This is a genomic window from Sphingobium sp. LMC3-1-1.1, from assembly GCF_040676285.1.
Taxonomy (GTDB): domain Bacteria; phylum Pseudomonadota; class Alphaproteobacteria; order Sphingomonadales; family Sphingomonadaceae; genus Sphingobium.
Map to the genome: position 1 here is coordinate 54767 of NZ_JBEGHQ010000004.1, position 21057 is coordinate 75823.

Annotated in this window: 17 protein-coding genes and 1 other annotated feature; of the genes, 8 read left to right on the forward strand and 9 right to left on the reverse strand. The window is 60.7% G+C overall.

Going from position 1 to position 21057, the window contains the following annotated elements; all coding sequences use genetic code 11:
* Nucleotides 1-168: 168 nt before the first annotated feature.
* Nucleotides 169-3018: a Ti-type conjugative transfer relaxase TraA gene (gene traA / locus MRBLMC3_RS07825; RefSeq protein ID WP_363827347.1), complete on the reverse strand. Its 2850-nt coding sequence runs from the start codon at nt 3016-3018 to the stop codon at nt 169-171.
* Between the two features lie 172 nt (nt 3019-3190).
* On the opposite strand from traA, the gene MRBLMC3_RS07830 reads away from it, so the two are divergent.
* The 3 genes from MRBLMC3_RS07830 to MRBLMC3_RS07840 are packed head-to-tail and all read left to right on the forward strand — an operon-like array spanning nt 3191 to nt 3950.
* Complete coding sequence (locus MRBLMC3_RS07830; RefSeq protein WP_363827349.1) at nt 3191-3517, forward strand: conjugal transfer protein TraD; 327 nt, start codon at nt 3191-3193, stop codon at nt 3515-3517.
* Nucleotides 3518-3533: 16 nt separating this feature from the next.
* Nucleotides 3534-3755 carry a conjugal transfer protein TraD gene (locus tag MRBLMC3_RS07835; RefSeq protein ID WP_363827352.1) on the forward strand — a complete coding sequence of 74 codons (222 nt, stop codon included), beginning with the start codon at nt 3534-3536 and terminating at the stop codon, nt 3753-3755.
* An 18-nt stretch (nt 3756-3773) separates the two neighbouring features.
* On the forward strand, nt 3774-3950 hold the full coding sequence (locus MRBLMC3_RS07840) for a DUF6771 family protein (RefSeq protein ID WP_363827354.1): 177 nt from the start codon (nt 3774-3776) through the stop codon (nt 3948-3950).
* A gap of 6 nt (nt 3951-3956) precedes the next feature.
* Here MRBLMC3_RS07840 and MRBLMC3_RS07845 read toward each other — a convergent pair whose 3' ends face one another.
* The 3 genes from MRBLMC3_RS07845 to MRBLMC3_RS07855 form a co-directional block, all read right to left on the reverse strand.
* Nucleotides 3957-4865 carry a HEPN domain-containing protein gene (locus MRBLMC3_RS07845; protein WP_363827356.1) on the reverse strand — a complete coding sequence of 303 codons (909 nt, stop codon included), beginning with the start codon at nt 4863-4865 and terminating at the stop codon, nt 3957-3959.
* Nucleotides 4866-4935: 70 nt separating this feature from the next.
* Nucleotides 4936-5178 carry a sigma-70 region 4 domain-containing protein gene (locus tag MRBLMC3_RS07850; protein WP_363827358.1) on the reverse strand — a complete coding sequence of 81 codons (243 nt, stop codon included), beginning with the start codon at nt 5176-5178 and terminating at the stop codon, nt 4936-4938.
* Between the two features lie 51 nt (nt 5179-5229).
* The gene (locus MRBLMC3_RS07855; protein ID WP_363827360.1) at nt 5230-6975 is read right to left on the reverse strand and encodes a ParB/RepB/Spo0J family partition protein; all 1746 of its coding nucleotides are present in this window, start codon (nt 6973-6975) and stop codon (nt 5230-5232) included.
* Between the two features lie 528 nt (nt 6976-7503).
* Between MRBLMC3_RS07855 and MRBLMC3_RS07860 the strand changes: the two genes are divergently transcribed.
* The gene (locus MRBLMC3_RS07860) at nt 7504-7710 is read left to right on the forward strand and encodes a helix-turn-helix transcriptional regulator (RefSeq protein ID WP_363827362.1); all 207 of its coding nucleotides are present in this window, start codon (nt 7504-7506) and stop codon (nt 7708-7710) included.
* Nucleotides 7711-8537: 827 nt separating this feature from the next.
* Here MRBLMC3_RS07860 and MRBLMC3_RS07865 read toward each other — a convergent pair.
* Both MRBLMC3_RS07865 and MRBLMC3_RS07870 read right to left on the reverse strand, forming a co-directional pair.
* Nucleotides 8538-9323: a hypothetical protein gene (locus MRBLMC3_RS07865; protein ID WP_363827364.1), complete on the reverse strand. Its 786-nt coding sequence runs from the start codon at nt 9321-9323 to the stop codon at nt 8538-8540.
* 420 nt (nt 9324-9743) lie between these two features.
* Nucleotides 9744-10607: a DUF5677 domain-containing protein gene (locus tag MRBLMC3_RS07870; RefSeq protein ID WP_363827367.1), complete on the reverse strand. Its 864-nt coding sequence runs from the start codon at nt 10605-10607 to the stop codon at nt 9744-9746.
* Between the two features lie 420 nt (nt 10608-11027).
* On the opposite strand from MRBLMC3_RS07870, the gene MRBLMC3_RS07875 reads away from it, so the two are divergent.
* The gene (locus MRBLMC3_RS07875) at nt 11028-13118 is read left to right on the forward strand and encodes an ATP-dependent nuclease (RefSeq protein WP_363827369.1); all 2091 of its coding nucleotides are present in this window, start codon (nt 11028-11030) and stop codon (nt 13116-13118) included.
* A 2-nt stretch (nt 13119-13120) separates the two neighbouring features.
* On the forward strand, nt 13121-14959 hold the full coding sequence (locus MRBLMC3_RS07880) for a UvrD-helicase domain-containing protein (RefSeq protein WP_363827371.1): 1839 nt from the start codon (nt 13121-13123) through the stop codon (nt 14957-14959).
* A gap of 111 nt (nt 14960-15070) precedes the next feature.
* Here the strand turns inward: MRBLMC3_RS07880 and MRBLMC3_RS07885 are convergent, their stop codons facing one another.
* Nucleotides 15071-16045, reverse strand: a complete 975-nt coding sequence (locus MRBLMC3_RS07885; RefSeq protein WP_363827372.1) for a DUF3800 domain-containing protein — start codon at nt 16043-16045, stop codon at nt 15071-15073.
* Nucleotides 16046-16323: 278 nt separating this feature from the next.
* Here MRBLMC3_RS07885 and MRBLMC3_RS07890 point away from each other — a divergent pair.
* Both MRBLMC3_RS07890 and MRBLMC3_RS07895 read left to right on the forward strand, forming a co-directional pair.
* Nucleotides 16324-17552 (forward strand): IS3 family transposase gene (locus MRBLMC3_RS07890; protein ID WP_363827375.1). Its coding sequence is split into 2 segments (ribosomal slippage): nt 16324-16612 and nt 16612-17552, totalling 1230 coding nucleotides; the frame shifts between segments, so codons are not numbered across the junction.
* Nucleotides 16605-16721 (forward strand) — a sequence feature (AL1L pseudoknot). It overlaps the preceding gene by 117 nt.
* Nucleotides 17553-17721: 169 nt before the next feature.
* Nucleotides 17722-18573, forward strand: coding sequence for a DUF2971 domain-containing protein (locus MRBLMC3_RS07895; protein ID WP_363827377.1), 852 nt, complete (start codon nt 17722-17724; stop codon nt 18571-18573).
* A gap of 89 nt (nt 18574-18662) precedes the next feature.
* On the opposite strand, the gene MRBLMC3_RS07900 is transcribed toward MRBLMC3_RS07895, so the two are convergent.
* On the reverse strand, nt 18663-19691 hold the full coding sequence (locus MRBLMC3_RS07900) for a hypothetical protein (protein WP_363827379.1): 1029 nt from the start codon (nt 19689-19691) through the stop codon (nt 18663-18665).
* Nucleotides 19692-19814: 123 nt separating this feature from the next.
* Nucleotides 19815-20690 carry a hypothetical protein gene (locus MRBLMC3_RS07905; RefSeq protein ID WP_363827382.1) on the reverse strand — a complete coding sequence of 292 codons (876 nt, stop codon included), beginning with the start codon at nt 20688-20690 and terminating at the stop codon, nt 19815-19817.
* Nucleotides 20691-21057 lie beyond the last annotated feature (367 nt).

Sequence of the window (21057 nt, forward strand, 5' to 3'; positions counted from 1 at the left end):
GCTATCAAATCCAAAATGGCCCCGCAATCAGTTATTTAGCGATGGTATAACTATTTACTCCGAAACGGAGGAATCTCTCGCCGGGCCAGTCGGCACGAATCGCATGATGAACAATCTGCCGTTGTTGACCATGCAAGGACGACATAAACCTCGTCGCTCTGCTGGTCCTCACACTCCGATTCCCAGCCCCCGGCCCCTCCCCAGGTCGATCCCATGGTTGAACGCGAGCTCCGCCCCCAACCTTCGCCCGCTGTCGATGGCAAGGCCGAGTTCACGCTTGCGGTTGGCTAGGATCGATTCCACCTGCGGATCGCGCTCCAGCGATCGCGCCATCGACCGCATGCCATCCTGACAGGTGCGGCGCCGGTCATAGTCGCCATCGACATAGGCGCGCTCCGCGGCTTTGGCGTAGCGGTTCCAGCGCTCGACGAAACGGTCGGCCCTGAGGTTCGGATCGGTGCGGACTTCGCGCTCATGGACGATGGCCAGACGCGCTGGCTCGGTGTCACCCCGCGCGGCTCCGGCGGCCAATGATGGGTTGCGGCCATAGGCGGTTTCCGCGTCGAGCGCCGCATGGTCGCGCAGGCCGTTCAGCTGCTGCCTGGCTTGTTTGAGTTCGCTTCTCTGATCCGGCGTCATTTCCGCGCCCTGATCCTGCATCGAGAAGATCGCCTGCACGACGCGGGCATGCCGCGCGATTGCACGATCCCGGACCTCCGTGATGCTCTCCTTCGGTTCGGCCATGGCAGGCGGATCGGCCCGCAGCTCCAACCCTTCGAAGGGAGACCGGGCGGGTTTTGGTGCAGCCTGCCGCTCTGGCGCGGGTGACTGGGCATAATCCGACGCCATGTCCTTGCCGCGCTCGCGGCTGAGGGCGTGTGCCAGCCTACCGCGATCGGCAAAATCATCCTGGCCATAATGGAGGTCGACCGTGCCGCGATGGCGGGAGAGCGCGACATAGGCGGCATGGCGGTCGAACCCCGGCGTTGCGAGCACATGCACCTGATCCACGGTCATGCCCTGCGCCTTGTGGATGGTGGCGGCATAGCCATGATCGATCGCGGCATAGTCCTTTATGTCGAATGCGACAGCGCGGCCATCGTCCAGCATCACCGTCATGCGCAGTTGGTTGACATGCTGCACGGTGGCAAGGGTGCCGTTCCTGACGCCCAGGCTGCGCTCATTGCGCAGGAACATGACCCTGTCGCCGGAGGCAAAGCTGCGCGTTCCCCGTTCGACCGTCAGGCTGACCTCCTGGCCCAGCCCACCTGCGCCGCGCAGCCGGTCGCGAGCCGCCTCGTTGAGTTCGCGCACTTCGTCATTGGTGTGGGTGAGGATGATGCGGCTGGCGCCGGGCTCGGCCAGTCGATCCCGATCCCAGCGATCGATCAGATCGCGGCGTGCATCATCGCGGGTTGCGGCGGAATGCACATGCCCCGCTGCCTCATAGGCGGCGATCGCCTCACCGGTCCGGCCCGTGGCCAGCGCTCGCGTCGCCTCGCGCTGCCACTCTTCATTCTGACGGCGAATGGCGGTGATCTCCACGCTGCCATGGCGCTCGGCAACCGAGCGGAACGCCGCCCCCGCCTCAATCGCCTGGAGCTGTTCGGGGTCGCCGACCAGCACCAGCTTGGCGCCGCGCTTCTCGGCTTCCGCGATCACCCGTTCCATCTGCCGCGTGCCGATCATACCCGCCTCGTCGATCACGAGGATGGATTTGTCGGTCAGCAGTTCACGATCCTGCGCCCATTGGTGTTCCAGGCTGGCAATGGTGCGGGATGCAATGCCCGAGCCACCTTCGAGATTTTCCGCTGCAATGCCGGAGAGCGCCGCACCCTGCACGGTGTAGCCCGCGCGTTCCCAAGCCTCGCGTGCCACGCCCAGCATTGCGCTCTTGCCGGTCCCGGCATAGCCGATGATAATGCTTAGGGTCCTGGGGCTGGTCACATGCTCAAGCGCTCCGCGCTGCTCGGCGGAGAGGTCCATGCCTCGCTGCGCTGCCTGCGCCAGTGCGCGATCGACATGCCGCGCCGCGACGCCATGATGGCGGCGCGCATCGAGCGTGGCGGTGGCACGTTCAAGCCGCTGTTCGGTTTCCAGCATGGCGCGTGAGGTGAAACGCTGTTCACTGCGGCCATCCTTGCCCAGCGCGACAAGATCTGGCGACGCCTTCACCGCCGCCATCACCGTATCGAACTGATCCTTTCCCTCGCTGTGCCGATGGACAAACAGGGCAAGATCACGGGTGGTGAAGGTCGCTTGGCCGTGGGTGATCGCGTCAAGCGCAATGCCGGGGTTGGCGAGTATCTTTTCGCCATTGGCCCGGGCGATGGCGTGATGCTCTTCCAGCCGCTCCCTGTCATGCCCCTCAAGCGCCATGCGCGCTGCGGCCGGGCCGATCTTGTGCTGGGGTTCCAGCTCAATACCCTGCGCCTCCAGGCTGCGATGATCGATGCGCGCATCGATATCGAGTTCGGCGAGGCGGGTGTTCACATGGCTTTCCCAGGCCTCGCGCCAGTGGGTAAGCAGATCGGTGCGGTTCCAGTCGCGCACCTTGGCGCCGAAACCTTCGTCGGTCACTTCGCGCAGACCCAGCATCACATGGGCATGGGGCTTGGACTGCCCGTCAGCGCCGACATCCCAATGGACATTAAGGTCGGCGACCATGCCCAGCGCTACAAATTCCCGTTCGACAAAGTCGCGCGCTAGGCGGATTCCCTCTGACTGGTCGAGCTCGTGGGGGAGAGCGAACTCCACTTCGCGGGCCAGTTGCGCGTCCTTGCGCAGCTCTGCCGCTTCGACAGCGTTCCACAGCTTTTCCCGGTCGCGCCATTCTTCGGGCGCGCCATCGGGCAGCATCACTTCGCTATGAACGACGCCCGCCTTGTTGGAGAAATCATGATGGCGGCCAAGCCGCTCATCATGGAGGCGCGAGGCCGAGCGATAGGCGGCCGCCGCCAGCGCCGACGAACCGGCAGCGCGGGAAATGATCTTGGCGGAGATATGGTAGATCGCCATGGCGACATAGCATTTACGCCCAAAAGCGCACGTCGGCACGACGTATAAGCGCGCCCTCGAAAGATTTCATCAATCTCGGGATGCGGCAATCTCAGGAAATTCCAGAGCATTGCCGCTGATCGAGAGGAACGATAACTGGAATGTCCTTTCGTTTATAAGAAGGACATTTTCCATGCGCAAGCCACGGGACTATGACGCTGAGCTCAAGGCTCTCACAGACAAAGCGAGGCAATTGAAGAGCCGCAAGCAGAGCCAGTTGGGTGAGCTGGTGATGGCGGCAGGCGCGGATGCCTTGAACGCTGAGGAGCTCGCGGGGGCGCTGCTGGCCATTGCCACCACGACCGACAGCGCCAGGCGGGAGGCATGGCGCAAGCGGGGCGCCGCCTTCTTTTCAGGAAAGCGAGACGAGGCTGGCCATGGCGCTGGCGACAAGCCGGGCGGCGCTGCGGCGGGTGAAGATCGCGCGCCACCGGCTGCTGGCCAGACAGGCACGCAATGACAAGCGAGACTGGCAGGTGAAGCGGCGCGAACGCACCCGGCATCTGATCGAGCTTGGCGGCCTTGTCATGAAGGCGGGACTGGTCGAACTTGTCGACGATGATCGTGCCGTCATCCTCGGGCTGCTCGGCGAAGCGGCTGCAAGGCTGCGGGCTGAGGATCGTGCGCAACAGTTGCTGCTTTGGCGGCGGCGCGGCCAACGCATGTTTGCGGCCGAATCCTTGCCGGTTCAGGGCTGACCCGTCATAGGGCGGCCTATGGACGACGAAATGAAAGCCATCATCCTGGGCGTGATCGAACGCGCGCCGCAATGGATCCGGCATGACCTTGCTGCAAAGGACGCGGCCAGTCGCGCCCGTGCGGAAGAAACGCTGGCGGCGATGATCGCCGATGGGCTGGGAAACGGGAACGCCGGATCGTCCGGCAACGGTTGAAAACGATCAGTCCTCAGCCAGACGCCGCTCGCAGACGGTTTTGACCAGTTCCTGCAGCATGGCCACGTGCTCGCCCAGCCAGTTCAGTTCCTCGTCCGTCACCTTATAGTGAGGAGAATAGCGGGCGTTCACATATGCCTGCCGCAGCAGATCGAAGCAGCGGCGGCTGAACTTGTCATCGCGTGGCCAGGCCTTAACCAATTCCGGGGCGATCTCCTCGGCATGGCTGCGCAGGAAATTGAGCCGGTGGGATTTGGGGGAGTAGAGGCTCAATGTGAGCAGCGTGCAGTGATAGAGTTGTTCTACAGCTTGGTGGAGTTCAAATGCCGCCTTGTTGCGCCAATGTTCGTCATTCCCTTGCGCTCGCTGTAGTTTGAACGTTTGCAATGAAGCTCGCGCAACTGAAAACCACCGCTCGAAATGCTTCCGCGCCTCAATCCCCGCTTCCTCAGACGGCAAGTCACGCGGCTGAGCGAAGCAGAAGCCCTCGGCCTCATAGAGCAGGATGCCATCGCGGATGATGTCGATGAAGAAGGGCCGTCCCTTTTCAAGCTGCCGGTTCACGTCAGTCAGCGAATGGACGATGAAATTGACCGGCGCCGACAGCATCCCGGTGATGGTCATGTCGCGCATCAACCGGTCGTCCGCCGCCGACCAATAGTCCAGGTCGACCAGATTGTCATCGTTGACGACGATGAGGATGTCATAATCGGACTTGTAGCCGCCGACCGGATCGTCGACCCAGCCGCCCCGCGCATAGGAGCCGTAGAGCACGAGCTTCAGGATCCGAGCCTGCTTGTTCCATTTGCTGCTGCGGCGAGCCTGCGCCGCCTCGAACTCCTCGAACAGCACGCGCACGACATGCTCCAGTTCGCGCTGCTTGCTGGCAGGAAGATGATCGAGACCGGTTTTCATGGGGTTGATCCTAGCGGGGAGAGAGCGATGCGCCAACCTCGCCCGGCACGAACCGGGCGAGGCAGTCTTGTCAGCGAAACCAGCGCCGCCACCGCTGGCGCGACGGATCGCGCAGATTGCGGCTGAAATTGCCGAGGGCCCCGGCAAAAAGCCGCTCGACCTGCCCGCTGGTGAGACCGGTGCGTTCGGCAATCTCCCCATAGCTCAGGGCATCGAGCCGGACGGCCAGAAAGATGTCGCGCTGGATGCGGGGCAAGCGGAGCAGTGCATCCTCCAGCCGTGCGATCAGGGCGGGGTCATGGCTGTCGTTCATCGGAAATCTCCCGACAGGAAAACCGGCGGCATTGCTGCCGCCGGTATCGGATCAGACCGCCTGGGCCAGCGGGGACGGTTGCGGCGCGAGGGATGCGACCAGATCGGCCAGCAATACGCTGCGCTCGACCGTCGGGACACCGCCACGCTCCGTATAGGCCATGGGCGGAAACGTCATCCAGCGTGGTACCCAGCCTTCGACCTTCGCCCGGCCATTCTCGCCGGTCAGGCAATCTCGGACGATCTGCCGCTTGACCTTACCGGTTGCCTCTCGGTTAGCGGCTGCCGCTTCCTCGCCCGCAACCTCGGTCAGGATGCCGTCCAGCACTTCCCGGTCCCGCAACTGGTCGAGCAAGGCATCGTCGCAGGTCCATGTCTCGCGCATATCGATGCCCAGATGCAGGCCCAGCAGATCGACAAGGGCTCTACCTGCCTCCAGCGTTTCGGCCATGACGATAGCCAGCACCTCCTGCACCGCCTCGTCGGACAGGGATGCCAAACGAACGAACAGGCCCGCCACGCCATGATCCCCTTCATAGCCGCCGGTTACCGTCGACGCTTCGGGATCGAAGCCGAGCAGCGCCAGCACCACCCGCCGCCGCATGTCGAACGCCGTTTCCGAAATGCTCGTCTCGATGCTTTCGGCAATGGCCTCGTTCACCGCCCGCTGCGGTCCGACCGACACGCGCCACAATGACGATCCCACAATCGCATGAGCGACCATCAGGCGCAGGGCCAGCGACGGAGAGCCAGCGACCGCCGCCCGCACGACGGCATGACGATGAAGGTCCACATAGTTGCGGATGGCAGGACCGATTTCGGGGCGGACCGGCTTTTCGGTCATTGTCTCTCCCGCTGCCTGTTTCCGCGCCTCCCTGATCGTCAGATAGCCCTCATGGAAGGTGACATCGCCACGTGGTCCCACAGCGATGAAGACCTTGCCGCCCTTGCGCTTGGGGGTGCATTCATGATCCCAGCTATGGAAGGGTTCGCCAACGGGAAGGATGACGACATCCTGCCATCCCGCTTGTCGGTATACCTCTGCCCGTTGGGCAATGGCCGCCTCCTGTGAGGTCCAGAATATGGACGCATCGGCAAAGTAGCGCTCCTCTCCGAAAAGGTCAGACACGATGCTGCCCGGAAAGCTGGCCAGATCGAACAGGGCTGCGCTGACCAGGATCGATGCGCCGCCGCAAGCCCATGACTTCAACCGGGAGCCGGTCGGGCAATAGGCTTCCGGATCGTCGAGCAGGGCCAGCCACTCACGCTGCCGGACCTTGGACAGCAGGGTCAGATGCCGAACGGTCGCGGCATCGATCTCATTCTGGCGATAGAGATTGCGGAGGCGCGGCAGGAGATTGCCCAAGGCCAGCGTCCGCTTCACCTGTAATTCGGTAAGACCGAAGGTGAGGGCTATATCCTCCACGTTCCGCCCTTCGCGCACCAGTCGGGTGAAGCTCTCCCAGCGCGTCACTTCGTCCGGATCGAGCCGGGCCACATTCTCGATCAGCGAGGCTTCCAGCGCCGCCGCATCGTCGCCTGCTTCCATGATTGCGCATGGCAGGGCTTCGGCTTCACCGCTTTCCTGTGCCACAGCCAGTGCTGCATGGTAACGCCGTTTGCCCGCCACGATCTCGTAGCTGTCAGGACTCCCATTCTGCCGCACGATCAGCGGCACCAATACGCCCCGCGCCCGTACGGAGGGCAGGATGTTGGCCAGATCAGGGGTCTTGCCCTTGGCCCGCATATTGGCAGGCGAGACGGACAGATGGGCGATGTCGATATGCTTGAGTTCCATTTTCTCTCACTCCTTCAAACACCGCAACCGGCGCCGGAATGGCGAGGGGAGCGGCAGGAGCGACCCCAAAGGCCTGTCGAGGGAGCCGGGCTGCACCCGCAGGGGCGCAATGAAATGGAGCACTCAGGCGAAGCCGGAGTTGTTGCCCGGCGCGACGGGCCTAAGGGCAAGCGACGCTCCCCCCGCCAGATCGACGCCGGAGGCCAACGCCATCGCGCACAGCGCGATGACCGCATACGGACCAACGGGCCACCCCAAGTCCGAATCGGGAAACTTGCACGCTGATCTTCAGCTCGCTCCGCAGCTCTTTCCCATCTGAAAAGGCTCAACAGCCGCATCGCCGATGGCCGCAAAACCTATCGGCAAAATTTTTCTGCATACGATCTGGCCCGCCGTGGACCGACATGGTCCGCCATGGCCCGATTTGGCCCAAGCCACTGATTCTCATGGGCTTGACGCGACAGAACGACCCCACAATCCTGATGCTCAGGGGCAAGCAAACCGCATCGCAGCATACAGGAATTTGCCATGACCGCTCAGTCCCCCGACCGCATCCTCCGCCTCAACACCGTGCTCGACCGCACCGGGCTCAGCCGGGCCACCCTCTATCGCAAGGTGGCGGATGGCACCTTTCCCAGACAGGTGCGCATCGCCACCCGCTGCATGGGATGGCGGGAGTCCGCCATCAATGACTGGCTCAGAAATCCCATGTTCTACAGCGTCGAGGATGGTTGACGCCGCATCCAGTCCATTTTGGTGCGCCAGTTGGCATTGTGTCGGCACTGGCTCGGCCTACATTATTCTCAACGCTCTTTCCCCTTGAGTGCGGCAACTACCTTGAACTCGTCCCCGCCGTTGAGCTTGCTCCGGCGGGGCAACTTTCCTTCGGGTTCATACGCAATGGGGGTGATCCCATGCCCATTTGCGTGCCGCTTGGACATGAATGGCCGGGCGGATTTTGACTGGCTCGGGGACTTCGTGCTCGGTCCGGTTCTGAGGACTTGGCGCGAGAAAGCGGACGCTCCCGGGTGCAACTTGCCAACAGTCTATCGGCGGCTCAGTGCGCTATAATCGGCCATTCAGCCCGCTAAGCGCTGATCCCATAAGCTGCCGTCCGTTCAGGTGGCGGGGCAGGTAGCCCTCATAACTTTGCTTTAAACTTATGCAGCGCCAAAACAGTCCTGGATACCCACGCAGGCGGGAGCCGGTCTTCAAAGCGGCGGCCTGAAATATCTTCGACCTGGTGCGAGCGCGGTCGGCTCGACATTGCTGTAATCCTGAAGTTCGGATTGGCGGGCCGGCGAAGTGTGGGCACCAGCGCCTGAGACGCTACAGGAAAAAGTTCTACGGCTCATTCACCCGAACTTGCGCTGCGATCCAGCCGACAACATTTGGCATCAACCGATGGTTCACCTACCACGCAGATCAAGGTCCAGCCACATGACGGCTCTAGCTCATACCCCCGCTATGCGGCGCGTGCATTGCCTTAGGCTGATCGACCGCAGGGGCACCCGTTTGTCTGTCCAGCGCGGCCAACGCTCCGGGTGCTCGCAGGGAAATGTTTAATCTTCGTTTCGTTCGATCATGTGGATTTGTCGCGGGCGCTTTAATAGCTTTCGAAGCCTGCCGACAAAGCTGCGCTCGGTGCGCAGCGTGCAGAGCTGAACGCCGTCGATCTCCATTTGCACAAAGGCCGCCGCGGCGGCGATCACCTCCAGATGTACCCCGCCGATGATCTCGTTGCTGCTTGGCTCTAGGATCAGGTAAACTTCGCAGCCCTCGGGCGGGTCTGCCAGATCGGGACCGCCGTAGCGCATGAACGCGTTGGCCGCATCGAGCTTGGCCCATTCGCCAGTTCGATCGAAGTCTAGATGGTTGCCGCCGAGCTTGTTGGCGACGAAGCGCAGTATCTGCTCGGTGCTGAACCAATCGCCGTCGAAATAGAGGCGGGGTTGCGCGAGAAATTTCTTGAGGGGCAATCGGACGTGGCCCTCATGAACAAAGCTGCGGTCCACCGCCTCCGCCGACAGCGTGGTTTCATAGATATGCCGGATCTGCTGCCCCTCGGCCCTGATGCCGGCAGTGAGATAGTATCGGAAGGCGCGGGTTCGATCGGCATAGGCCCTCACTTGGCTGTTGCCTTGAACTTCGAAGAGCGCCGACTGCCGCAGCGGGGTCAGTAGCTTTTTAAGATCGCCATCGACGAGCCAGCGGCGCATGATCGTCGCCAGCAAGCGGATATGAGGTTCGCTGACCGGGCGGCCTTGCGGAAAGGTTAGAGGTACGAGGGCTTGGATGTCGGCGAGCAACACGCGCGCCAGCTCGTCATATTCAGCGTCGCTCAGCATCGGATCTCTTCGCTATGGGGTAGCAGCGTTCGTCATGCCGTTCCAAACCTGCTGGTTCGCTGATAACCACAATTATCGTCGCGCACCAAGTTCGGACATTGAATCACACTGCGCGGCAGGCTTTGAGGCCACCGCGCCGCGCGCTGCTGTTTGGGACTGCGCGTCCTTATCCGTACGCCACCGCGCTACGGCTATCGTGATCAAGCGCCATGGTGTGAGTGACGATGCGAGGCGGACCGTGCAAGTGCCCTTGGGAGAACAGGGCGCCTGACCCTTACGGATTTTCGGGGTGCTGAGCGCGTTCGACACGGGCGACAAGTATAAGAAGCCGCTATTCGCAAAATGGAACGAGCTTTTGATGTCGCTTGCGCGCTGAGGCGCCTTTCCGAGTTAGCTGACAGCCATGGCCCGCACCATCATCTAGCGGCGCGTTGCACGCCCCTGATTCCGCTCGACGTTCATCCGGACTTGCTTATCGGTCAAATGCGGTGGACGAGTTTCGGCGTCGGGAACGATATCGAGTTGCGTATTGGTTGCGCGGGCAAGGAATTGCGCAGCAAAGCCGATTGCCACCATCAGATAGCGCTTCTCGTGCCTGGTTTCGACGCCGGTGCCGCGATCATGCTCGGCCATGCGATAGAAGGCGATCGGGCCATTATGCGTGTGCTGGGAAAATAGCCGGTAGAGCAGACGGAATTCGTCCAGATCTACGCCGATCTCGGCAAGCACGTCGTCCTGGATAAACGGCGTTCGCTCGCCCCTCAGAGCAACGCGGCGTTGCTTCTCGTCATATTGAGCAAGGATCGGGCTCGCATCGAAACGCTTGGTCAAATCCTCGAGCACCTCGGGTGGCGGTGACTCGTCGGGGAACAAGCGGTAACGTGAACCATGGTCGTGGAGGTGGAACAGGATGAAGCGGGCCTCACGTAGCGTCTCCGGGACGTCCTCGCCACACAGCCAGTGGTACACCAGACAGGCTTCGAAGAGATTGCGCGTAAGCGATGCGGCGGCGCTGAAATCCCAATGCTCGCCCGGCTTGGGATCAGGTAGCAACTGATCAAGGCTTTTGGCAGTGACCACGATCCGCGTGAACAGCACACAGCCCCAATACATGCGGTTACCGGTGGAAGAAATGCCACCCGAACCGCGCGAGATCCGCCTGGCGCGCTTGAGTAGCTCGCGAAACTCGCGTCGGACCGCCAAATAGAACTTAGTGATTCCTGGATTGTCGAGCGCCTCGATTTCTGCGGCAGCATTCAATTGTGCAGGTGTCGCGGCTGTCATGCCGAACCTCTTGGATCAGGAGTCGGTAAGATGGCAACCCCACCCATCAACGGCACTCTGCCGGACCACGATCGTTCACCCTCAACCTCAGTTCTGCCGGGTCACGCCAAGTGGCCGGAAGGAAGCAGCGGAAGGAGGATAGATCATGGGCAGCACCGCGCCGCACATGCGATTGGCGTCTGCTATGCTCCCCATATCGGTCGTCCACATTGCCGATGAGCTGTCTCAAAAGCTGCCGCGCATTGTATACGCTGATCAGACTAAGACTCACCGCAGATAGGTCCAGAATGATGGCCTTTGACCCCATGGTTCTTGTTAGACGGAGACAACTGTGCAACCTTCGAGGCGCTGCGCCGGTGCCACCCATCGCTGTTAACAGACGATCGGATTGCTGATCGGGGGCGCAGCAGACGGGGGATTATGAAGCTAAGCGCCGTTTCGATACGGAATTTCCGACGCCTGGAAGCCGTCGCAATCGATATCGAGGACAAGGAGACGATCTTTGTTGGACCCAACAACAGCGGAAAGACATCGGCGACCGCGATCTTTCGTTCATTTCTCGGCGAACGAGACTTCAAAATTCACGATTTCGCGATTGCCACGATGGCGGATTTCGACGCCTTCGGGGGTGATGCCGAAGCCACCTCGCTGCCGGAAATATCACTCGACCTCTGGTTCACGATCGATCCAAACACGATCGCCTTTGGGCGGGTTTTCACTCTGCTTCCAAAACTGTCGGACTTCACCCGGGTCGGCATCCGGCTGTCATACGGCGTCGAGGAGCCAAGAAAGCTGCGAGATCAATATTTCGCCGCTTACCCCGCTGATGCCGACGGGAGTCGGACGAAGACGCTTTCGCAATATATGTCGACCGATAACAATCTGAGCCGACATTCCGCCGTGCGTTATGCATCGCTGGAGGAAAAGGCTGTCGAAGGCGGTGGGCTTGAGGTCCATGCCAACCCGCTGGATCCGGAAGAGGGCCGCCGCCTGCTTAAGCATCTCGTGCGGGTCGATTTTGTCGACGCCCAGCGAAACATCAATGACGATGACAGCAGCCGAAGCAATCGGCTCTCCTCCGCCTTCGCCTCTTACTATCGAAAGAATCTGGAGCAGACCGATCATGCTGCGGAAGCGCACCGAGTCATTGACGAGAACAATCGGAAGCTCACCGATCATTACGCGAAACAGTTCGATCCACTGATCAGCCTGATTAAGGATCTTGGCGTGCCGTCGATTAACGATAGGGAGCTGCGCATCATATCTTCGCTCAGTCCGGAGACCGCGCTGCGCGGCAACACCGAGCTGCTCTACGTCGATCCCGGCCGTGCACATGAGCTGCCGGAGCTTTACAATGGGCTAGGGTTCAAGAACCTTATCTACATGGCCATTCAGGCGAGACACTTTCACTCGCAGTGGCTCCTCACCGCCGAGAATCGCCCGCTGTGCCACCTCATCTTCATCGAGGAGCCCGAGGTGCATCTCCACGCGCAGGTCCAGCAAACCTTCATCGCGAACGTATGGAGCGTGATCGATCAGTCCGCGAAGGCGGCGGGCCATGCGGACCTGGTGCCGCAACTGGTGGTCACGACCCACTCGTCCCACATTCTGGATGCGGTCGACTTTGAGAAGGTTCGCTATTTCCAGCGCTGTCACTTGAGCGGTGAGGTCGCCAGTAGCGGAATCCGAAACGCTTCTGACGTTCGAAGCCTGCGGGCCTTTCAACCCGATGCGGAGGTCATCGACGGCATCCTAGTATCGCCTGCGGAATCGTTGGCATTCCTGAAACGCTATCTCCGCCTGACCCATTGCGATTTGTTTTTCGCGGATGCCGCTATTCTCGTGGAAGGTGCCGTCGAGAAATTGCTCATGCCGTCGATGATCGAAGTATCAGCGTCCCGACTGCGGTCGACATACCTGACGGTCCTGGAGGTGGGCGGCGCGTTTGCGCACCGCTTCGAGGGTCTTCTGGCGTTCCTGCGGATCCCGTATCTCGTCGTGACAGACATCGATTCCGTAGCGCCCGCCGGTTACCCGAGCGCCTGCAGGGCTGACGTGCCCGATGCACGGACGTCGAACGCGACGCTGAAAAAGCTTTGCGTACAGACGACCATCGGTGGCCTGATGGGAATGGTACCCGCCGACAAGATCGATGCCGCGAAGGATCGATGTATCGCCTTCCAGACGGATATCACCGTCATTGATGGCGCTGCGCAGCAGGCGTTGCGGCCCAGAACGCTCGAAGAAGCGATCGCCTACGAGAATTTCGCGCTCTTGCGGGCGGGTACGCTTTCCGTCGGCATCGATATTCCGGAAGCGCTGCCCGACGCTTATCAGGCCATCTATGATCGTATCCGGTCGGACAACTTCAAGAAAACCGATTTCGCCATGAGCCTGCTGGCCGGCGCCACGGCCTGGAAAGTGCCGCTTTATATCAGTGAGGGGTTGGGTTGGCTTGAGCTGCGGCTCTGCGGGCCAGCACCGGCACCAAATGCACCAGCAGGAGCCTGACAATGGCGACACGGGTCGAAAGCGAAGCTGACGCTAGGGTGCGCGATTGCCTCGATGGCCACCGCAGTTTCGCGCTGATCGCAGGTGCGGGGTCCGGCAAGACGAGTTCGCTGGTCGAGGCATTGGACCGTGTCCGTGATCGTGAAGGCCGTGCGCTACGGCAGAATGGTCAGCGCATCGCCTGCATCACGTTCACCAAGCGTGCGGTCGAGGTGATCAAGTCGCGACTGGGATTTGACGATCTCTATCTCGTCTCCACGCTGCACGGCTTTCTCTGGGAACAGATCGGGCGTTTCCAGGACGACATTCGGGACGCCTTGCGTCTGGACCGGCTGCCGGCGTTAATTCAGAAGGAGCTGGATAAGGACAATGGCGGCAATAGTCGGGCCGCACGCGATGCGCGTGCCAAGGCCGAGCGCCTTGGGGAAGAACGTGCTGGCCTCGCTGAAGTGGCGGAGTTTCAGTATGGGGATGTTCGGTTCAGCGACTACTCGAAGGGACGCCTGAGCCATGACGATGTCATTGCAATAGCTTCGTATCTTCTGGCCCATAATGCCACCTTCCGACGCATTACCGGTCTCAGATTTCCCTACATCTTCGTCGACGAAGCCCAGGACACGTTCGAAGGCATCGTCACGGGGCTCAATCTCGTTGGTGTGGGGGAAGGGCTGCCGATCGTCGGATATTTCGGCGATCCGTGGCAGCAAATCTATGACGAAAGCGCCTATTCCTTCGCGCCGCCCGACGGCGCCGAGACAATTACGAAAACCGAGAATTTTCGGTGCTCGGAGAGCGTCATCCGGCTCCTCAACGCGTACAGAAGTGACGTCGAACAATATGCCGCGGGTGACAATAAGGGACGGGAGGGCAGCGTCGAGTTCAGGCTCGTCCAGTCCGAGGTGCCCGAGCTTCCCAGGAACCGATATTCTGACGCCCAGATCGAACGGGCGCTGGTGCGGATGGATGCGGCGGTTGCGAACTGGGGCTGGCAGGATCGCGATGACGTGATCAAGCTCTTCCTCGTTCGGCAGATGATCGCACGCCGAATGGGGTTTGCCGATCTCAATCGCTTGTTCAACGGACTCTATGCTTCATCTCGCGCCGAAGACGATTTCGAGGCAGGCGAGCACTTCCTGCTCGTTCCGCTGACAAATACGATCCTGCCATTGATCACGGCGCAAGCCCGCGGCGATAGCCGTGCGATCATCGATATTTTGCGGCGAGATAGCCCAGCCTTCGCCGCGGATGGACCGAATGCGCCAAACACGCTGAAAATGATGATTGACACGTCCAATGCGCTGGTTGGACAGCTGGCTGACCTCTGGGCGACAGGGACGCTCGGCGACCTTCTTCGGTTTTGTGACGACAGGCAGATTATCCGCACGTCCGACAAATTGCGCGAGCATCTCGCCCGAGCCCCGCGCGCCGAGGAGTATGATGCCGATGCCCATAGCCTCGACAAGGGTGACTGGCTCGCCGATGCCTTATTCCAGATGGGCGTGGATGAGATCGCGCCTTATGCGACCTTCATCTCCCGCAACACGGCGTTCAGTACGCAGCATGGTGTGAAGGGCGAGGAATATCCCAAGGTTCTGGTCGTCTATGATGACGTCGAGGCAAACTGGAACAACTACAATTTCACCAAGATCCTCACCCCGGCGACCGCAGGTGAGCCCACGGACGGCCAGAGAGAGCGCGGGCGGAAACTCGCTTATGTGTCGTTCTCCCGCGCGCTGGAGGATCTGCGCGTCTTGCTGTTTACGCCTAACCCGGCGGCCGCTCGGGCGGAGCTTCTCGAACGCAAGTTGCTCGAGCCGGATCAGATTTCGGTGGTCGCATGATGAAGCCGGTAGGGCGCGCGATCGAATTCGACCTTAACCCGGGGAGTCTTTACCTGGGCGTCGCCTGCAAGAGCTGCGGCGGCCCGGTCGTGCTCGCCCAGATCGACGGCGTTACGCCGCCGACGCCTCTCCTAGGCACCGCGTTCCAGATTGCCTGTGGAGATGCGGCCTGCCTAGCGCAGCACAGCTACGGACAAGCTGATATGTGCCGGTTCCGGTGGCCGGGAAGGAAATGAGTTCGACCGGCTGAAGGGGGCGGGCCTCCGCGATCAGCTGAAGATTGGCGTAGGTCGCCATCGCCTCGAAATCCTTGCCGATCTGTTTCGCCTCATAGGGAAAGACGGTGTTGAGGCCCCGAACCGTGCCGGTCGCGACGCGCGCCAGGAATGCGAGAGTGTTCTCGGTGAAGAGATCGTGCTTGCCAGGAATCGCCGCGATCGACGGTCCAGCGCCCGATGCGCGGGCAAGTGCGTCGGGCCCGTCGCGCCACGTTCTACGAACATGCCAGGCGATCATATCGGCCGCCTGCAATGCGACCTCGATCTGATCGTCGGCATGGCGGGGATTTTCGGGGAGGAATGCAGCGAGTGTCGGTGCCATGCCCTGTCTCAGCGCGGGATAGGATTCCCGAAGCGCCGGCTCATGATCGAGCTGGCGGTCGAACACGAATTCTGCGGTCTTCTCGAACCCATGCTCCGCCACCAGTTTGTAGGCGGTCGCGATCGTGAGGTGGAACATCATCTGGTAGGGGCGGTCCATCCAGGCCATCATCTTGCCCGCAAAGATGCGTTGGTAATCGTCGTGGCGGACGATCACCGCGACAGTGGCCGTGGCATGTTTGCGGAGGATTTCTCCAAGCCGGGCAAGCTTGGCGTCCCGCTCGCTGCGCGGAATGCCCTTGAAAGCGCCGCGCCCGGCATTGGCGTCCTTCATCTTTAAGAATGGGATCGCAGGCGGTGAAGCCAGTTCCGCTATCCATTCGGCTTCGAAGGTGGCGACCTGTTCGGCTTGAAACGCAACGCCGCCGAGCACGAAGACCGGTGGATCATTCTTCCCGCTATCGTCGATATAGAATCGAAGGTTCATATCCTCTGCCTTGGCTGTTGGGCGCCTACGGCCGAGCTTCCCTTATTGTAAGCCCTCACGCGATGTCTACTTTGGGCGGGTTATTCCTGAGAACTTGCCAGGAGGCTCACGGCTCAGGCTTGGGCATCCAAAACGGGAATCAAGGCGGACCACACTTGGAACGAAAAATTGGCGGTTGAACGGCCACAAAGGGGCGCCCTTACGGATTGAAGCTGGGGGATCGCCTGAACCGCGCCGGGTTTGCCGGAGGCTCCAACTTCTGAGTAAGTGGAGCCGATATGAGCAAAACGACGAACAAGTTTGCACCTGAGGTTCGCGCACGGGCGGTGCGGATGGTGCTGGATCACGAAGCAGACCATCCCTCTCGCTGGGCGGCGATGATTTCTATCGCCGAGAAGATCGGGTGCTCGGCGCACACGCTGAACGAGTGGGTAAAGAAGGCGGAGGTGGACAGCGGCAAGCGCGCTGGCGTGCCTACCGAGATGGCTGATCGCCTGAAGGCGCTGGAGCGTGAGAACCGTGAGTTGCGCCAGGCCAACGAGATATTACGGAAGGCGAGCGCATATTTTGCCCAGGCGGAGCTCGACCGCCCGTTCAAACGATGACGGCCTTCATAGACGAGCATCGCGCGGAATATGGGGTCGAGCCGATTTGCAGGGTTCTGCCAATTGCCCCATCCACCTATCATGAGCGCGTCGCACAGCGACGTGATCCGGAGCGACTGTCAGATCGTGTCCGGCGCGATCAGGATCTGAGGCCAGAGGTGGTCCGGGTCTTTTCCGAGAATTTCGGGGTGTACGGCGTGCGCAAGGTCTGGCGGCAGATGAACCGCGAGGGCTTTGCTGTTGCCCGTTGCACTATCGCGCGTCTGATGCGCGATCTGGGTTTACAGGGGGTGATCCGGGGCAAGCCCGTGCGCACCACGATCAGCAACAAGGCTGCGCCGTGCCCGCTCGATCATGTGAACCGGCAGTTCCATGCACCGGCGCCGAACATGCTCTGGGTGTCGGACTTCACCTACGTCGCGACGTGGGCGGGCTTCGTTTATGTCGCCTTCGTGATCGATGTCTATGCTCGCTACATTGTGGGCTGGCGGGTCAGCAGGACTGCGCATGCCGGCTTCGTGCTGGACGCACTGGAACAGGCTATCCACGAACGACGTCCTGTCCATCGGGGTGGTCTCATCCATCACAGCGACCGCGGATCGCAATACGTGTCGATCCGATACTCGGAGCGGCTTGCCGAAGCCGGGATCGAGCCATCGGTTGGCAGCGTCGGCGACAGCTATGACAATGCTTTGGCTGAGACGATCAACGGCCTTTATAAGGCCGAGGTGATACATCGGCGAGGACCATGGCGGTCTTTTGAAGCCGTGGAATATGCCACGCTCGAATGGGTGGACTGGTTTAACAACCGGCGCCTGCTCGAGCCCATCGGCAATATCCCGCCAGCTGAAGCTGAGGAACTGTACTACGCCATGCTGGACGACGTCCCCATGGCTGCGTAACTTATACCAAATAGCCTCCGGCAAACCCGGCGCGGTTCAGCCCGAGCAAGCCGCCTAGTTCAACAAGACCATGCTCCCACCAATGACGTGCGTGTTGAAGTCAGCGGAATTCGTCCAGAATAGCCGCGCCAGCCTTTCCAAAAAGCTCAGACTGCCCTAGCAATCCAGCATGGACCTGCCGTGGCACTTCAGCTCAAACGACACGCCGATCGTTTATCATTACACCTCGGTCAAAGCAGCAAGGGCGATGGTCGAGACGCGCGCGATCTGGATGAGTGAATTTACCGCAATGAATGACGCATCGGAATTTACGTATGCGCGCGATAAACTCGTCACCCTGCTTACAAATCGCGAGGTGTACATTGAAACGCTCGCGCGCACCTGCGTCATTTTCATGCTCGAAGGCCTGACCGCAAACACCGGATTGATGTTGGGATCGCTTACCGCACGGCGCGACGATCTAGGCCAGTGGCGCAGCTATGCCAATAACGGTGCAGGTTGCGTGCTCGGTATCGATGCGCGCTATCTCGAGCACGACGCAGGTGTTGCGATCCGCACCGTGTTGTATGAGGAAGGCCTAGTCGACAAGATGTTGCGCACCGCTCTCGAGGTTGTGCAGGCGCAGGCAGAGGAAGCGCCCAGTGACCCGAACGAACTGATGGAGTTTGCGCGTCACCTCGTCGCCGATCTGTTCAACGTTAAGCATCCAGGCTTTGCAGACGAACGCGAGGTCCGGATCGCCCGCATGCTGATCCGTCAAGGCGACGCCAGCCTTGAAGATGTCGGCGGCAACCGGACCGGTGGCGGGAAAGTCCCGGCGCTAACGGTCCGCATGCGGAACGGCGCTTATGGCGCGACGCGCTACATCGCCTTACCGTTGAGCCGCAAAGACGGATCGAGCGCGATCGTCAGCGCCGGGCTCGGCCCGACAATAAGCATTTCCGACGCGGCCACGCAGGAAGCCTATTTCGCCAGCCACGGCCTCGACGTCTGGCGATCGACCCTGCCCTACCGCGCCTGACTGCGCAGCGCTCAGACCTCGACCATTTCAGCAACCTTATCGGCCCCGTGAGCGGCCGTCCGAAGTTATGTAGCGCGCTAGGTCTATTCTTAGCCCTCAAGTCCATCCCGCGTATGAAGTGCGTCGGGATATTCATAGAGCGGCACCTCGAGCATGCGGAGATTGATCTCGGATATGTGCCGCACCTTGGCGCGCATCCAGGGGAATGTACCGGCGAGATCGAGGAAGGCGGCGTCGTTTGAGAGGATCGCGTGGACATGGGGCGCATAGATTAGGTGCATGCCGTCATGCAGCGCCCCCCGATTTGTCTTCCCTGATTTGTATTGTAGCGCCGCCATCACGGCCATCGTCACGAGCGGTCCCTGTCGGAAGATATCTGGATAATCGGTGAACATCCGCGTAACTTCGGCGTGTGCGTCCTCGCCATAGAATCCTTTCTCCCGCCAAAATTCTCGTGCGGGCTCTTCATCGAGATCGGCACCGGTCATCAGGAGCAGGAACCCGTAGAGAATGACCATCTTCGCGGTAACCTCGTCGAGCTTCGACAGCTCGATGTCTTCGTGGATGGCGCCAAAGACCATGGACACGAATTTCGCGGTGAGCCCAACCATGTCGCGCTCATGTCCTTCGCTTTCGATCACTGTCTTAAGGTTACGCGACACTTGCCGGATTGGCGCGGTCTTCGCACGCAATTGATCGATATCGTAATCAAAGGTCCGCCGGAGCTCGCGCGTCATTGCTGGCCATGACGATGCCCAGGAGAGAGACGTGACGACGTCATAATTGATGACGTTCTGCGGATAGGCCGAGCGCATATAGCGGACCGTGAGTTCGGTCGGGGTGCCGAGCAGCACTGGATCGAACAAAGCCTGCGCCGCCAGCAACATCTCGTCTGCCCGTTCGCGATCGGACACGAGCATAATTTCCCAGAGAACGGTAGGGGATGTCACGAAGATCACCCCCTTCCTGCGCATGTACGCGCGCGTCAGTTCGATCTCCTGCAACGTGAACGTGTCGAAAAGATGATTGAATGCAGAGGTCTCCAGATAGTAGCGCTCCGATTCCGAAAAGCGCTGCAACTCTTCATCGCTCGCTGTTGTAGGGCTCGCTGCCGACATTTATTCATCCCCCACGGCTTTCTGGCAATGAAGCCGCTAATTCTAGCTGCCGGTCTCTGTACAGTGAGCGGCCGGCAAGGTCAGAAAGATTCCAAAACGATCCGAATGCGGCGACGCCTCCTCTCATGAACGATGCTGAGCGCGGCTACGTCGGCGCTGACTGGCAAGACGTTCGTGTTCGCGTTTAGCGTCGTACGGATCCCACACCTCATCCTCCGGCTGTTCGGCGAATCGAGCTTGCAACTCGCTGGCCGTCCATCCAACCAAACGCGCGAGGCGAAGTCGCTCGGTTTGGTCCGGATGCCAGCGCCAAGTCGATCGCAGGAAGTTCCACTTGATCGTTCCCGCCATCGAGCGGACATGAGGCGGCATAAGGATCATGCAGTCGAGATCGCGACATCTCCGCTCAAACTCGTTGAACGGCTCAAAGAAGAAGTCGAGGTAGTCCGACATATCGCTGTCGATAAACAGCTGCTTCAAGTCATGGGCTTCCTCGTCGCCTAGCTCGCCTCTTGCGAGACCGATTAGACGGTTGTGATAAGTGGTGAACACCGAGCCAACGGCCGACATCGAAGTCGCCACCTCCTCATCGGGAACCCGCCCTCCAACTTCTCCTTCGGTCGAGCCATAGAGGTTGCTATTGATTAGCTCCGCAAAATCACGAAGTGCCGCATCCATCCTTGTCAGATAGGTCGGCGCAAGCGCGCTCAGCGCCTGTCGGTCGGCGATCCGCTGGGATTCAAAGGCGATCTCCGAGGCGCGGGCCTGCTGTCGCCCCTGCTCAAGTAACTGGCGTTGCTGCAATCGAAACGCGAGGCCAACCCATACAAGGGACAACGGCACCAATGCCCCCGACAAGTAGGATCCCCACTTATCGAATTCGGTGAGCGCCGTGCTTGGTAGCAGCCAGCACAGAACGTGCGCCGAGTTGTTGCTGCAAATGCCGAGATTAACGACGAGTGGCGCGCCCAAGACGATCGCGATGTATACAAGGGACACAATCCCTGCCCAACTCGTCAAACTGCGAGAAGGCTCAGGCGCTTCTTGGGCGTCGCTAGTAGGTTGATGCAATTGAAAGACCATTTGTGGGGAGACTAATTCGTTCGTCGCTGATCGCAGCATTGTCTAACTGGGGACTCATCGCAAGCGGAATGAACGGCAGCTATCGGCATCATCAATCTCGCCGCCGACCGGCGATAACTCAAGCGCGTTGCCGATCGTCCGCTTCGATCAGCCTGGGCGGCAGCCTCCATCGATACGGGGAAGTTCGTCCGCGCGAACCGGAACGACCGAATCTGGTCGACAGCCGCCGAATAGCAGACGGTCGGCTTCTGAGGCTCGGGAATCGGGCGCCGAATGGCGGCAA